This is a genomic window from Pararhodobacter sp. (genome assembly GCF_036802785.1).
Lineage (GTDB): Bacteria > Pseudomonadota > Alphaproteobacteria > Rhodobacterales > Rhodobacteraceae > Pararhodobacter.
In genome coordinates this window covers 1-14,915 of sequence record NZ_DAIRVN010000099.1, presented here as the reverse complement: position 1 = coordinate 14,915, position 14,915 = coordinate 1, and the positions used below count along the sequence as shown (strand labels likewise).

Annotated in this window: 11 protein-coding genes; 6 read left to right on the top strand and 5 right to left on the bottom strand. The window is 66.0% G+C overall.

The window, feature by feature from the left end:
* The first annotated feature begins 72 nt into the window (after nt 1-72).
* The gene (locus V7Q53_RS21730) at nt 73-1,620 is read left to right on the top strand and encodes a trimethylamine methyltransferase family protein (RefSeq protein WP_333830972.1); all 1,548 of its coding nucleotides are present in this window, start codon (nt 73-75) and stop codon (nt 1,618-1,620) included.
* 132 nt (nt 1,621-1,752) lie between these two features.
* On the opposite strand, the gene ade is transcribed toward V7Q53_RS21730, so the two are convergent.
* Nucleotides 1,753-3,447, bottom strand: coding sequence for an adenine deaminase (gene ade, locus V7Q53_RS21725; RefSeq protein WP_333830971.1), 1,695 nt, complete (start codon nt 3,445-3,447; stop codon nt 1,753-1,755).
* The gene (locus V7Q53_RS21720) at nt 3,444-4,316 is read right to left on the bottom strand and encodes an NAD(P)-dependent oxidoreductase (RefSeq protein WP_333830970.1); all 873 of its coding nucleotides are present in this window, start codon (nt 4,314-4,316) and stop codon (nt 3,444-3,446) included. The genes ade and V7Q53_RS21720 overlap by 4 nt, the downstream gene beginning before the upstream one ends.
* Before the next feature lie 97 nt (nt 4,317-4,413).
* On the opposite strand from V7Q53_RS21720, the gene V7Q53_RS21715 reads away from it, so the two are divergent.
* Genes V7Q53_RS21715 through metA form a run of 3 tightly spaced genes read left to right on the top strand, consistent with a single transcriptional unit; the run spans nt 4,414 to nt 8,756 of the window.
* On the top strand, nt 4,414-6,894 hold the full coding sequence (locus V7Q53_RS21715) for a penicillin acylase family protein (RefSeq protein ID WP_333830969.1): 2,481 nt from the start codon (nt 4,414-4,416) through the stop codon (nt 6,892-6,894).
* 41 nt (nt 6,895-6,935) lie between these two features.
* Complete coding sequence (locus V7Q53_RS21710) at nt 6,936-7,808, top strand: ATPase (RefSeq protein ID WP_333830968.1); 873 nt, start codon at nt 6,936-6,938, stop codon at nt 7,806-7,808.
* A gap of 18 nt (nt 7,809-7,826) precedes the next feature.
* The gene (gene metA / locus V7Q53_RS21705) at nt 7,827-8,756 is read left to right on the top strand and encodes a homoserine O-acetyltransferase MetA (protein ID WP_333830967.1); all 930 of its coding nucleotides are present in this window, start codon (nt 7,827-7,829) and stop codon (nt 8,754-8,756) included.
* Nucleotides 8,757-9,029: 273 nt separating this feature from the next.
* Here the strand turns inward: metA and V7Q53_RS21700 are convergent, their stop codons facing one another.
* Complete coding sequence (locus V7Q53_RS21700; protein ID WP_333830966.1) at nt 9,030-11,822, bottom strand: glutamine-synthetase adenylyltransferase; 2,793 nt, start codon at nt 11,820-11,822, stop codon at nt 9,030-9,032.
* Nucleotides 11,823-12,080: 258 nt separating this feature from the next.
* Complete coding sequence (locus tag V7Q53_RS21695) at nt 12,081-12,545, bottom strand: Lrp/AsnC family transcriptional regulator (protein ID WP_333830965.1); 465 nt, start codon at nt 12,543-12,545, stop codon at nt 12,081-12,083.
* A 186-nt stretch (nt 12,546-12,731) separates the two neighbouring features.
* On the opposite strand from V7Q53_RS21695, the gene V7Q53_RS21690 reads away from it, so the two are divergent.
* Together V7Q53_RS21690 and V7Q53_RS21685 are read left to right on the top strand one after the other, a co-directional pair.
* On the top strand, nt 12,732-13,241 hold the full coding sequence (locus V7Q53_RS21690; RefSeq protein WP_333830964.1) for a DUF934 domain-containing protein: 510 nt from the start codon (nt 12,732-12,734) through the stop codon (nt 13,239-13,241).
* Between the two features lie 90 nt (nt 13,242-13,331).
* Nucleotides 13,332-14,168: a ferredoxin--NADP reductase gene (locus V7Q53_RS21685; protein ID WP_333830963.1), complete on the top strand. Its 837-nt coding sequence runs from the start codon at nt 13,332-13,334 to the stop codon at nt 14,166-14,168.
* 107 nt (nt 14,169-14,275) lie between these two features.
* Here V7Q53_RS21685 and V7Q53_RS21680 read toward each other — a convergent pair.
* The coding region (locus tag V7Q53_RS21680; protein WP_333830962.1) for a hypothetical protein at nt 14,276-14,915 on the bottom strand (640 nt) is incomplete at its 5' end.

Here is a 14,915-nt window from a genome sequence, read left to right as displayed (position 1 = left end):
GCCAAGAGGGACGCTTCGCGCCCCCCTTGGATCCCCCCGAGGATATTTTCAGACAGAAAATGAGGTGGCGGAATGACCGATGATCTCTGTGCGCCCGGGCGGGCGCGTCGCGCCGGCGGGCGTGCGGCGAAGATGGCGGTGCGCGCCGCGCCCCTTGCCGAGGGCCTGCGCCCGGTGCGCGCCGGGCTGGAGGGCGGGCAGTATCGCCCGCTCTCTGAGGCGGGCATGGCGCGCATTCATGCCGCCGCGCTGGAGGCGCTGGAGGTGATCGGCCTTGCCAACGCGCCGCAGTCTGGCGTTGAGGTGATGGTAGCGGCGGGCGCTGTGCCGGGCGCCGACGGGCGGCTGCGTTTTCCGCGCGCGCTGGTCGAGGATATGCTGGCGAAAGCGGCACGCGATATCACCCTTTTCGGCCGTGATCCGCGCTTTGATCTGCAGCTCTCGGGCACGCGCGTGCATTTCGGCACTGCCGGGGCGGCGGTGCATGTGGTCGATCCGCGCACCGGGGCTTACCGCGATTCCACCGCGCAGGATCTTTATGACGCCGCGCGGCTGGTGCAGCATCTGGACAACGTGCATTTCTTCCAGCGCGCCATGGTCTGCCGCGATGTGGTGGACAATTTCGATATGGATATCAACACGCTCTACGCCTGTCTTGCCGGAACGCGCAAACATGTCGGTACGTCGTTTTCCGACCCCTCGCATGTCGAGGGTTGCTTCGATCTGCTGCACACCGTGGCGGGCGGCGAGGGGGAATGGCGCGCGCGTCCCTTTGTGAGCAATTCCAACTGCTTCGTCGTGCCGCCGATGAAATTCGCCGAGGAAAGCTGCATCACGATGGAGGCCTGTATCCGGGCGGGCATGCCGGTGCTTCTGCTCTCGGCCGGACAGGCCGGGGCAACCTCGCCCGCGCCGATTGCCGCGACGATCGTGCAGGCGGTGGCGGAATGTCTGGCGGGCGTGGTCTATGTCAACGCCATTGCCCCGGGCCATCCGGCGATTTTCGGCACATGGCCCTTCGTCAGTGACCTGCGTACCGGCGCCATGTCCGGCGGCAGCGCGGAACAAGCGCTTCTGACGGCGGGTTGCGCGCAGATGCACCGGTTCTATGGCCTGCCCGGCGGGGCGGCGGCGGGGATTGCCGACAGCAAGCTGCCGGACATGCAGGCGGGGTGGGAGCAGGCGATTTCCAATGTGCTGGCGGGCCTGTCGGGGCTGAACATGGTTTATGAATCGGTGGGTATGCATGCCTCGCTGCTGGGCTTTTGCATGGAATCGCTGGTGATGGGGGATGATATCCTGGGTCAGGTTCTGCGCTGCGTGCGCGGGATTGATGTGAGCGAAGACAGCGTCAGCCTTGATACGATGAAAGAGGTTTGTCTGGGCGGGCCGGGCCATTATCTGGGCGCGGACCAGACGCTGCGGCTGATGCAGACCGAATATATCTATCCCGCCGTCGGCAACCGAATGAGCCCCAAGGAATGGGTGGAGGCCGGGCAACCCCTGCTTCTGGACAGCGCCACCCGCCGGAAGGAGGAAATCCTTGCCATGGCGACCAGCCAGATCGACCCGGAAACCGACCGCCAGATCCGCGCGCGCTTCAATATCCACTTCGGCTGAGCGCGGTTTCATCTTGCCGGCAAATACGCCGGGGGTGAATGACCGCGCAGCGGGCAGAGGGGGCTGGCCCCCTGCGCGCGGGAACCGCGCGCGCTTTGGGCGGGGTTCGATGCCCCGCCCAAAGCGCGTCCGTCACCCCGCGATCACTTCAAACCGGTCCACATCCACCATCCCGTAATCGGTGATCTTCAGATGCGGAATTACCGGCAGCGCAAGGAAGGCGAGCTGCAAAAACGGCTCTTCCAGTTCCACCCCCAGCCCCCGCGCGGCCTCGCGCAGCAGGACCAGCCGGTCGCGCACCGCTTCAAAGCTTTCCAGCGACATCAGCCCCGCCACCGGCAGCGCCAGTTCGGCCAGCACCCGCCCGCCTTCCACCACCACAAACCCGCCCTCGATCTCGGCCAGCCGCGCGGCGGCCAGCGTCATATCCGCGTAATCCATGCCCACCACCGCGATATTATGGTGGTCGTGGCACACGGTCGAGGCAATCGCCCCGCGCCTCAACGCGAACCCGCGCACGAAACCATTGGCGATGTTGCCGTTTTTCCCATGCCGCTCGATCACCGAAATCCGCGCCAGATCGCGCGCCGGGTCGGGCCGTTTGTCGCCGCCGTCGGCGGGGATATCCTCGTGCAGATGCTCCGTCAGGATCTTGCCGGGCCAGATGCCGATCACTGGGGTTTCATCCATCGTGCCGCTGTAGCGGAAGCTCTCAGGGGTCAGCGCGGGCAGGTGGACCGAGTGGCGCGCGACCGGCGCTACCGTCCTGCGCGCCGCAAACGCCGCCTCGCCTACCTCGACCCCGCCGCAGAATACCCGTTCAGCCCGGCAAGTGACGATATCATCCAGCACCACGATATCGGCGCGCTTTCCCGGCGCGATCTGGCCACGATCCTTCAGCCCGAAGGCCTCGGCGGCGGACAGCGAGGCCGCGCGGTAGACGGCAAGCGCATCGCAGCCTTTCTCGATCAGCCGCCGGATCATGTAATCCAGATGCCCGTGTTCGCCGATATCCAGCGGGTTTCGGTCATCGGTGCACAGGCACATGTAGGGCGCGGTCAGCGGCGTCAGCACCTCCGCCAGCGCCTCCAGATCCTTGGAGACCGAGCCTTCGCGGATCAGCACCCGGAGCCCCTTTTGCAGCTTCTCCACCGCCTCAGGCGCCGATGTCGCCTCATGCTCGGTGCGGATGCCCGCGCTGACATAGGCGTTCAGATCGCGGCCCGAAAGCAGAGGTGCATGGCCGTCGATATGACGCCCGGCAAAGGCTTCCAGCTTTTGTATGCAGCCGGGGTCACGGAAGATCACCCCGGGGTAATTCATGAACTCCGCCAGCCCGATCACGCGCGGATGGTCGGCCAGCGGGATCAGATCGCCCGCCGACAAAGCGGCCCCCGCCGTCTCCATATGCGTCGAGGGCACGCAGGAGGACAGGTTGACGCGGATATCCATCACCGTGCAGGCCGAGGCATCGAGGAAATAGCCAATCCCCGCCAGCCCCGCGACATTGGCAATCTCATGCGGGTCGCAGATGGCCGTGGTCACGCCACGCGGGGCGACGCAGCGGTCAAACTCAAACGGGGTGATGCACGAGCTCTCGATATGCAGATGCGTGTCGATGAAGCCCGGCACCAGCAGCTTGCCGTTGACGTCGATCTCGCGCTTTCCCGTATACTCAGCGCCGATCCCCACGATGGTATCGCCGCAGATCGCCACATCGCCCGCAATATGCGCGCCGGTGACCATGCACCAGACCGTGCCGCCTTTGAGCACCAGATCGGCCGGTTCCTCACCGCGCCCCTGCCGGATGCGGGCCTCAAGCGTCATGACAGCCTCCGCAGCCGCTCGATCAGGCTGGAGGTATCCCAGCGCCCGCCGCCAATCCCCTGAACATCCTTGTAGAACTGGTCAATCAGCGCGGTGACGGGCAGCGGCGCGCCGATCTCGTCGGCGGTTTGCAGGCAGATGCCCAGATCCTTGCGCATCCAGTCCACGGCGAAACCGTAGTCGAACTTGCCGTCCAGCATGGTGGCGTGGCGGTTGGCCATCTGCCAGCTACCGGCGGCCCCGCCCTGAATGACCTCGATCACCGCCTTGCCGTCCATTCCGGCCTTTTCGCCAAAGCGCAACGCCTCGGCCAACCCCTGCACCAGGCCTGCGATGCATATCTGGTTCATCATCTTGGCAAGCTGGCCTGAGCCCGTCTCGCCCAGCCGCTTCACATTGCGGCCATAGGCCGCCATCACCGGCTCGGCGCGGGCATAATCCCCCTCGGACCCACCGCACATGATGCTCAGCACCCCGTTCTCGGCCCCCGCCTGACCGCCCGATACCGGCGCATCGACAAAGCCCAGCCCCTTCGCGCCCGCCTCTTCGGCCAAGGCCCGCGTGATGCTGGCCGAAACCGTTGTGTGATCGACAAAGACCGCGCCCTTTTCCATGCCCGCGAATGCCCCGTCTGCGCCCCGGCAGACCTGCGCAAGGTCATCGTCATTGCCCACACAGGCCATCACAAATTCGGCACCCGCTGCGGCCTCGCGCGGGGTGGGGGCGTGGCTGCCGCCATGCGCCTGCGCCCATGCTTCAGCCTTGGCGGCGGTGCGGTTAAACACGCGCACCTCATGCCCGGCCTTGGCCAGATGCCCCGCCATCGGCGCGCCCATTACCCCCAGCCCCAGAAACGCCACCTTTGCCATCGCATGCCCCCGTTCTGCATCGTTTGAATTGCGCTGACGCGCGTGACACCATAGGTAACGAAGCGAAACCCGAGGTCAACACGAGGAACACGCGGGCATGCTCACCCTGTTTCGCTGGCTCCTGCGTATCGCCACCGCACTGGTGGTGATTTTTGTCGTGGGGTTTGGCGGCGTCTATTATTTTCTGTCGCGCTCTCTGCCGGATTACAGCAGCACATGGGAGGTGCGCGGGCTGGGTGCGGAAGTGGAAATCGCGCGCAACACCCATAACGTGCCGCATATCTTTGGCGAAAGCGACGAGGATGTGTTCTTTGGCCTCGGCTTTGCCCATGCGCAGGACCGGCTGTGGCAGATGACGCTTCTGCGCCGCACCGCGCAGGGCCGTCTTTCGGAGGTATTCGGAACGCGCACCCTTGGCACGGATGAGCTGATCCGGCGGCTGGATGTCTATGGCCTTGCGCAGGCCTCGGTCGAGCATCAGGACGCGGCGACGCTCACGGCGCTGGAGGCCTATGCGCGCGGGGTCAACGCATGGATCACCGCGGTGAACGAGCGCGCGCTGGGCCGGGGCGCGCCGGAATACTTTCTGTTCCCCGTCGAGATCGGCCTCTGGCAACCCGCCGATTCGGTTGCGCTGCTCAAGCTGATGGCGCTTCAGCTTTCCGGCCATCTGGATGCCGAAGTGCGCCGCGCGCGCATCACCGCGCTGATGGATGATGACGCCGCGCGCGACCTGATGCCGGATGATCCGGGGCAGGGGGTGGCGGCGCTGCCCGATTATGCCAGCCTGTTCCCGGGCCTGACCGCCACGCAGCTTGCCATGACGCGCCATGCGCCGGGCGATCTGCCGGGTGGGATGCTGTCACCCTTTCCGCCGCTGGAATTTGCCGGTGCCTCGAACGCATGGGCGGCGGCACCTGACCGCTCGACCAATGGCGGCACGCTTCTGGCCAATGACCCGCATCTGGGCTTCACGGCGCCCTCGGTCTGGTATCTGGCGCGCTTGGAGCTGGAAACCGGCGGCGTGATCGGTGGCACCATTCCGGGCATTCCGGCGGTGCTGGTGGGGCGCTCTGAGCAGCTGGGCTGGGCGCTGACTTCCAGTTACCTCGATGATCAGGATGTGTTCATGGAGGAACTGGACCCCGAAAACCCCACCCGCTACCGCACACCGGAGGCGTGGGCCACCTTTGAAACCCGCGGCTCGATCATTCAGGTCAAGGACAGTGACCCGGTCACCGTCACCCTGCGCTGGACGGAAAACGGGCCGGTTCTGCCGGGCAGCCACTACGGTCTGGCCTCGGTCACCCCGCCGGGGCATGTGGCGGCCGTCAGCTGGACGGTTCTGACGCGCGAGGATACCTCGATCTCGGCGGCAATCGCGCTGATGCGGGCCGGTGATATCGACGCGGCGATCGCGGCGGGTGAGGGCTATGTCGCCCCCTCGCAGAACCTGATGCTGATTGACCATGAGCGCATCGCCATGCAGATGATCGGCCATATGCCCCGGCGCAGTGCCGACCACCCCACGCAGGGGCGCCTGCCCGCGCCGGGCTGGGATGAAAACGCGCGCTGGCAGGGCGTTCTTCCCTATAGCGCGAACCCCCGCTTTCTGGACCCCGAAACGGGCCTTCTGGGCAATACCAACAACAAACCGCTGGAACGCCCCTTTCCGCTGCATGTCAGCTTTGAATGGGGCGACAGCACGCGGATTGAACGCTGGATGCATCTGATGCGCCAGCGCGCCGTGCATACCCGCGACAGCTTCATCGAGGCGCAGCTCGATACCGTCAGTCAGGCCGCGCGCAACCTTCTGCCGCTGGTCGGGGCCGAGCTGTGGTTTCAGGGCGAACCATCGGAAGCGGGCACCGCTGAGGCCATGCGCCAGCAGGCGCTGGGGCTGCTGGCCGACTGGAACGGCGAGATGAACGAGCATCTGCCAGAGCCGCTGATCTATGCCGCCTGGATGCGCCATCTGCAATCGCGCCTGATCCGCGACGAACTGGGCCCGGTGGCCGACATCTTCACCCATATGGAGCCGCTCTTCATCGAGCGGGTCTACCGCAATATCAACGGGGCGGGGGGCTGGTGCGATGTCGTTCAGTCAGCGGTGGTGGAAACCTGCACCGATATCGCGCGCACCGCACTGGATGCCGCCTTGCTCGAACTGCGCCAGCGCTTCGGCAGCAGTATCGAAAGCTGGCGCTGGGGGGATGCCCATCAGGCCGTGCATGACCATCCGGTGCTGGGCGAGGTGCCGATCCTGCGCCATTTCGTGAACATCCGTCAGTCTACCTCGGGCGGGGATCATACCCTGATGCGCGGGCGCACACGCGGCACCGGGGCGGAGCCCTATGCCAATGTCCATGGCGCGGGCTATCGCGGGGTCTATGACATGGCAGACCCCGAGGCCTCGGTCTTCATCATCGCCACCGGCCAGTCCGGCCACCCGCTCAGCCGTCACTATGACGATCTGGGGGTGCTCTGGCGCCGCGGCGAATACATTCCGATGACGCTTGACCCCGAACTGGCGCGCGCCGGCGGGGTGGGCGTCACCCGGCTTGAACCCCGCCCCTGAGCGCGGCATAGTCGGCAACCACAGGCAAAGTGAGCACGGAAATGATCGTCGAATCCGCCAAGGAATGGCTGGAAAGCGCGCAGAAGCGGGTGCTTCTGTTCGGCATGTCGGGGCTGGGAAAAACCCGCACCGCCGCCTTGCTGCGGGGCGGCGGCTGGTTTCACTACTCGGTCGATTACCGCATCGGCACGCGCTACATGGGCGAGGCCATCGCCGACAATTTCAAGCGCGAGGCGATGAAGGTTCCCTTGCTGCGTGAATTGCTGCTGTCCGATTCCGTGCGCATCCGCTCCAACATCACCTTTGACAATCTGGCACCGCTCAGCACCTATCTGGGCAAACCGGGCGATCCCGCGCGCGGCGGGCTGGCGTTTGATGAGTACCGCAACCGACAGACCCAGCACCGCGAGGCCGAGATCGCCGCGCTGCTGGACACGCCGCATTTCATCACCCGCGCGCGCGAACTCTATGGCTATGAGCATTTTGTCTGTGATTCCGGCGGCTCGATCTGCGAAGTGGTGAACCCCAAAAAACCAACCGATCCGGTACTGAGTGTGCTGGCCCGGCACATGCTTCTGGTCTGGATCGAAGGCTCCGACGCCCATACGGCTGAGCTGGTCAGACGTTTTGACCGCGCGCCCAAGCCCATGTATTACCGGCCGGAATTCCTTATCGAGAGCTGGAACAGCTATCTGGCGGAAAGCGGCAAGGCGCCCGCGCAGGTGGACCCCGACAGCTTCGTGCGCTGGACCTATGCGCGCGCAATGGCCCATCGCCAGCCCCGCTATGCCGCGATGGCGCGGCACTGGGGGGTGACGGTGCAGGCCGATGACGTGGCCCGCCTCCAGTCCCCCGCCGAATTTGACGACCTGATCGCCGAGGCACTGAAACGCCGCGCGCGCGACGCTGCCTGAACGCCAAGGAACTGCCCCATGCCCATCGCCCTGCCCACCAATCTGCCCGCCTTTGACGTGCTCTCGCGCGAAGGCGTGATGGTGATCTCTGACACCCGCGCCGCGCGGCAGGACATCCGGCAGATCAAGATCGGGCTGCTGAACCTGATGCCGAAGAAGATCCAGACCGAGAACCAGTTCGCCCGGCTGATCGGCGCCACCCCCCTGCAGATCGATTTCCGCCTGATCCGCATGAGCGAGCACCAGACGAAGAACACCGCCGCCGAGCATATGGAAGAATTCTACCGCCCCTTTCAGGAGGTGAAGGAGGAGAAATTCGACGGGCTGATCATCACCGGCGCGCCGATCGAGCATCTGGATTTCGACGCGGTGACCTATTGGGATGAGCTGTGCGAGGTCTTTGAATGGACCCAGACCAATGTCCATTCCACCTTCGGCGTGTGCTGGGGCGGGATGGCGATGATCCACCATTTTCACGGGGTGCAGAAGCATCTGCTGGCGCAGAAAGCCTTCGGCTGCTTCCGCCACCGCAACCTCGCGCCCATTTCGCCCTTTCTGCGCGGCTTTTCCGATGATGTGCTGATCCCGGTCAGCCGCTGGACCGAAATGCGCCAGGATGAGATCGACGCGGTGCCGGAACTGGTGACGCTGCTGGGCTCGGACGAGGTGGGGCCCTGCCTTGTCGAAGACCCGGGCCACCGCGCGCTCTATATTTTCAACCACTTTGAATATGACAGCAGCACGCTGAAGGAAGAATACGACCGCGATGTGGCCTCAGGCAAGGCGATCAATGTGCCGGTGAACTACTACCCCGGCGATGACCCCTCGCGCAGCCCCACCAACCGCTGGCGCAGCCATGCGCATCTGCTTTATGGGAACTGGATCAACGAGATATACCAGTCCACCCCCTACGACATGGCCCGCATCGGCCTGCCGGACGCGGGCTGAACCGGCCCGGCACTGTTCCCTCCCGCCCGCCTGTTTTGCCGAAGCGAAAGGGCGCGCACGCGCCCTTGAGGGGGGCGTTGCCCCCCTCTTGGCCTGCGGCCAATTCACCCCCCAGCGTATTTCCGGCAAGATGAAGGGGGGCGCCGCGCCCCTGCTTCACCTGTTCTTAAATATCCCGGGGGAGTCCGTTCTGCGCAGCAGGACGGGCGGGGGCAGCGCCCCCTCTGCGCGGCCCCTCGTCGTCACGGCGTGCAGGAAGAAGCGGGCGGCGTTTCACCCGCTTTCCTCAGGTGGTGGAAGGTGCCGGTCAATGATGGCGCTGGCGGTCGCCGCATGTTGCGCGATTGCGGCGGCGAGGGTTTCAAGATCAGGCATGCCGGTTTCGCGCAGCAGGAAGGCGCGCGCCCCCGCCCCCAGATCCTGCAGGTCGCTGATCCGGTCCGCCAGCAGGCGCTGCGCGCATTGCACGCGCCACATCAGCCGGTAGGCGCTCAGCAGGGCGGCCTCGTCGCTGCTGTCGATCAGGCCGGAGCGGCGCGCGGCCAGAAGCTGCGCCTCGGTCCGGCGGGCCGGGGCAGCGGCCTGAAGCGCGCCCATCTGTGCCAGCAGTTCGATATCCTGCAGCCGCCCCGGCCCGTCCTTGGCATCGAGCGCGCCCTGACCGGGTTTGGCGGCCTGCAGGCGTGCGCGCATCTGCGACACATCCTGCGCCACCGTCGTTCCGCCTGACTTGAGCGTCAGCAATTCGCGGCGGAACGCCTCCACCTCGGCGGCAAGTTCAGGTTCGCCGGCGACGGCGCGCGCGCGGGTCAGGGCCAGATGTTCCCATGTCCAGGCCTCAAAGCACTGATAGTTGCGAAAGCTCTCCAGCGCCGTCGCCACCGGCCCCTGCCGCCCCGAAGGGCGCAGGCGCATGTCCACCTCATAGAGCCGCCCCTGCGCCATCGGGGCCGAAAGCGCGGTCAGCAATGCCTGGGTAAGGCGCGCGTAATAGGGCCGGGCGCCCAGCGGGCGCGGCCCCTCCGAGCTTTCCTGCCCGGCGGGGTCGTAGATCACGATCAGGTCCAGATCCGAGCCCGCATTCAACCGCGCCACCCCCAGCGATCCCATCCCCAGCACCACCGCTCCGCGCCCCGGCGGCAGGCCATGTTTGCGCGCGAACTCGGCGGTCACGCGAGGCCAGAACCCGGCCAGAACCGCATCGGCCAGTTGCGCATACTGGGTGGCGGCCTCGAAGGCGTCGATCAGCCCGCGCAGGTGGTGCACCCCTACACGGAAGTGCCATTCCTTCACCCAGACCCGCCCCGCGTCGAGCATATGCTCATAGTCCCGCGCACCGGCCAACCGCGTGCCCAGATCGGCTTCCAATGCCTTGGTGCCCGGCCAGGCGTCAAAGAAATCGCCGCCGATCACCGCATCAAGCACGCCCGAATTGCGCGCGAGATACTGTCCCAGTCGGGGCGCGGTGGTGCAGATATCGGCCAGAAGGTCGATCAGGGTCGGATTGGCCTCAAAGAGCGAGAAAAGCTGCACCCCGGCGGGCAGCCCGCCCAGAAAATGGTCGAACTGGATCAGCGCCTCATCAGGATGGGCGGCGCGTTGCAGGCGTGAGAGGATCTCGGGCTTGAGGCGGTTGAAGATGTCCTGCGCGCGGGCCGAGCGCAGGGCCGGATAGGCGCGCCAGCCATCAACGATTTCCTGCTGCGGCTGGGGCAGGTCCGGCAGGGGCGCGGCCTCGGAGGGGGCGAAGAAATCTTCGGTCAGGGCGGCGACCTCTTCCAGACGCTCCTTCAACGCGGCGCGCCAGCGCGCGGTATCCCCCTCGCCCATGAAGCGCGCGATCCGCTCGAACCCCTCAGGCGTGTTGGGCAGAAGTTGGGTCTGCGCATCATTGACCATCTGAAGGCGATGCTCGACCTCACGGTGGGCGCGGTAATGCGCCGCCAGCACCTGCGCGGCAACCGCAGGCACCCAGCCCTTTGCGGCCAGCGCGGCCAGCCCGCCCATCGTGTCGCGCTGGCGCAGGCCTTCGTCGCGCCCGCCCGCGATCAGTTGGCGGGTCTGGGTGAAGAATTCGATCTCGCGGATCCCGCCTTGACCGAGTTTCAGATTATGCCCCTCCAGCACCAGCGCGCCGCCCAGCCCCTTGTGGCTGCGGATGCGCAGACGCATGTCATGGGCATCCTGAATGGCGGCGAAATCCAGATGGCGGCGCCAGACGAAGGGGCGCAGCACCTCCAGAAACCGCGCCCCGGCGGCCAGATCACCGGCGCAGGGGCGGGCCTTGATATAGGCCGCTCGCTCCCATGTGCGCCCCAGGCTTTCATAATAGCGCTCGGCGGCCTCCATCGAGATGCAGACCGGGGTGACAGACGGGTCCGGGCGCAGGCGCAGGTCGGTACGGAAGACATAGCCCTCACCGGTATGATCAGACAGCAGCGCCGCCGCCTTGCGGGTGGCGCGGATGAAGGCGGCGCGGGCATCATGGTAATCAGTCGGCTCAAAGCGCGCTTCATCGAACAGGCAGATCAGGTCGATATCCGAGGAATAGTTCAGCTCATGCGCGCCCATCTTGCCCATCGCCAGTGCAACCATGCCCGCGCCGGTTTCTTCGTCACCGGGCTTCGCGCCGGGGAGCTTGCCGCGGCGGATTTCCTCGGCCAGAGCGGTGGCCAGCGCGCGGTGGGTGGCGCGGTCGGCCAGATCGGTCAGGGCGCCGGTGACCGCCTCCAGCGGCCAGACGCCGCCCAGATCGGCCAGCCCGGCCAGAAGCGCCACGCGCCGCTTGGCACGGCGCAGGGTGCTGGCGATGGTGTCGGGTGCGGCGGGGCCAAGGCTGTCGAGCACGGACCGAAGTGCCGCTTCGGGGCTGCCGGAAAGCGCTTCGCGCAGCCAGTCGCTTTCACGCTCCATAAGGGATTTGAGATAGGGGCTGCACCCGGCGGTACCGGCCAGCAGTGCGCGCAGCTCAGGCGCAAGATCGGTGAAACGGGTTGCGGTTTCCGTCCCGGCATCGGTGTCGAAGGGAAGGGGCGCGCGGCTGAGTCGGGAGGTGAATGCGGACATGGTGCAATTGTGGCGCTGCGGGGAGAAAGGTCAACGGCAGGAAGCGAAGGGAGCGGAGAAGAAGAAAAAGGATGCGTATTTCCGGCAAGATGAAGGGGGCGCCGCGCCCGTGTTTCACCTGTTCAGAAATATCCCGGGGGAGTCCGGCCATCGCAGATGGTCGGGCGGGGGCAGCGCCCCCTTTTCTGAACAAAAAGGCGTCTGCGAAGCAGGCATTCAGGTCACGGGCCGGTTACGGGCCGAGCGGGCCGGTCCTGCTCAGACCGGCAGAATGGTGGTCGATTTGATCTCTTCCATCGACAGCAGGGCGGTCACGTTATGGATACGCACATCGCGGATCAGCGCCTGATAGAAGGTGTCATAGGCGCGCGCGTTTCGCACCCGGACCTTCAGGATATAGTCGATATCGCCCGCCAGCCGGTGCGCCTCCATCACTTCCGGGCGTGAACGGACGGAATGGAGGAAGCGCTCCTGCCAGTCGGGCTCATGTTCGGCGGTGCGGATCAGGACGAAAAAGCATGCCTCCAGCCCCAGCGTCTCAGGGTCGAGCAGGACCGTCTGGCGGCCGATCACCCCGGCCTCGCGCAGTTTGCGGATGCGGTTCCAGACCGGCGTTTTCGAACTGCCGACCTTGCGCGCGATATCGTCCAGCGACTGGCTGGCGTCTTCCTGCAATTCGGCAAGGATCTTGCGGTCGAGGGCGTCCAGGTCAGGGGCGGGCATGGGGTCCGGCTGGTTTTGCGCACAGGAAAGGCGCGGCTCAGGCCCTCTGTCTAGCGCGCCGGGGCAGGACGGGCAAGCGGCAGGCCCTGTTTGATCCGCATCATGGCGCGCAGGGCCGGGGCGGCACATTCTGGCCTCGCCGGACCGCACCGGGGGAGGTGCGAGCAGCACATGAGGTTCTGAACCATGGTCATACTGGTAACCGACACGGGCTTTCACCCGGATGACTGGCGCGACGGTTTCGTTCCGCTTGCGGCGGTCTCGCCGCAGGTGGGGGCGACGATCGGGCGGCTGGCGGTCGATCTGGCCGATCCGGAATGCACGCCCGCCAGCTGGTTGCGGCTGCGCCGTCTTTTGCCGCGCATCGTGCTGATCCGCATCCGGTTGCGCCATGTCGGCGATACGGCGGGCTATGACCTGGCAACGTCACTGCGGCGCGCGGGGTTCCGGGGCCGCATCCGCGCGCATGGCGCGGTGCTGGCCGGGCATTACACGCTGGCCCGGCGCGCGGGATTCACCGAGATAGAGCTGCAGCCGCATCAGGCGCAGCGCCAGCCCCGCGAGCACTGGCAGAATACCGCCTGCTGGTCACCCGCGCGTCACATGCCGCGAGCGGTCGAGCGCGCCGCAATGTCCGTTCTTCAGCCCGTCTGGCGACGAGAGCAGGATTGGCGGTCCGATCAGCCCGATCACTGAGCGCTTTCACCTCCTCCTCTTGCGGCTCCTCCTTTCACTGCGGGGTTTTGTTTGCGGCCGCAGCGCGCTAAACCCCTTGCGGAAACCACCATGAGCAAAGCGATCCGATCCATGACCGACGCCTCTTCAACGCCGAGCGTGCGCACCCTTCCCGATGCCCAGACCGTCACCGAGGTGCGCCACTGGACCGACCGCCTGTTTTCCTTCCGCTGCACCCGCCCGCAAAGCCTGCGTTTCCGGTCAGGCGAGTTCGTGATGATCGGGCTGACGGGTGACAACGGCAAGCCGCTGCTGCGGGCCTATTCCATCGCCTCCCCCAACTGGGATGAGGAGCTGGAGTTTTACTCGATCAAGGTGCCCGATGGCCCGCTGACCTCGCGCCTGCAGCATATCCGCCCGGGCGATCCGATCATCCTGCGGCCCAAACCCGTGGGCACGCTGGTGCTGGATGCCTTGTTGCCCGGCAAGCGGCTGTGGATGCTGGCGACGGGCACCGGCGTGGCCCCCTTTGCCTCGCTGATCCGCGATCCGGAAACTTATGAGAAATATGAACAGGTTGTTCTGATGCATACCTGCCGCGAAGTGGCAGAGCTGGAATATGGCCGCCAGCTGGTGGCCGCGCTGCGCGACGATCCGCTGATCGGCGAGCTGGTCGAAGGCAAGCTGCACTACTATCCCACCACCACGCGCGAGCCGTCCGAGCGCATGGGGCGGGTGACCGACAACCTCGCCTCAGGCAAGGTGTTCACCGATCTGGGACTGCCCGGCCCTATGGACCCGGCGCATGACCGGGCCATGGTCTGCGGATCGATGGCCTTCAATATCGACGTCAAGGCAATCCTTGAGGGCTGGGGCCTGAACGAGGGCGCCAATTCCGAACCGGCTGAATATGTGGTGGAAAAGGCCTTTGTGGGCGACGGGATCTGAACCTGCGCCATCAGGGCAGGCAATGAAAAGGCCCCCGGTTTCCCGGGGGCCTTTTGCATGGTGTCTTTGGTGACGTCCGGCAAGCCGGATGTCGGAACCCCGGGGGGTCAGAGGCCCAGAAGCGCGCGCAGTTGCGGCAGTGCCGCGGCGACGGCATCGGGGTTGTCGCGCAGACCTTCCATGATGCGAAGGGCGGCGGCACGGTTCAGAGAACCCATTTCCGAGGTCTCGATGGCTTGCAGCGCGGCGTTATACTCGAACCCTTCGACCGTGAAGAGTGTCGGCAGGGTGGCATCGGCGGCGGCACTGCCTTCGGCTTCGACGGCGGGCGCTTCGGTGCCCGCTTCCGTAGCCTCTCCGGCGGTGTCGGGGGCGGTGTCGGGGGCGGTTGCGCCGGTGGCCGTGGTTCCGGCTTCGGTCCCGGTGTCCTCGGTCCCGGTGCCGTCCATCAGGTTTTCGTTGTTGCCCTCGCGCGCGGCTTCCTCGATCGCGGCGACCGATTCAGCGATCCGCTCTTCAACCTCTGCGGCGGCGGCATCCGACTGGGCGATGATTTCCGAGACGATTTCTTCGGCAGAGGTCTGTGCGTCCTCACCGGCGGCCTCGCCCGCCTCGATCGCGTCCGAAACGATGACTTCGGCCACATCTTCAGCCGGAGCATCCGCCGCCGCTCCCTCGATCACAGGATCCTCAATGGCCGGGGCGGGCTCGGCCGGCGTGGGCTCGGACGGTACCGGGGACTCGATG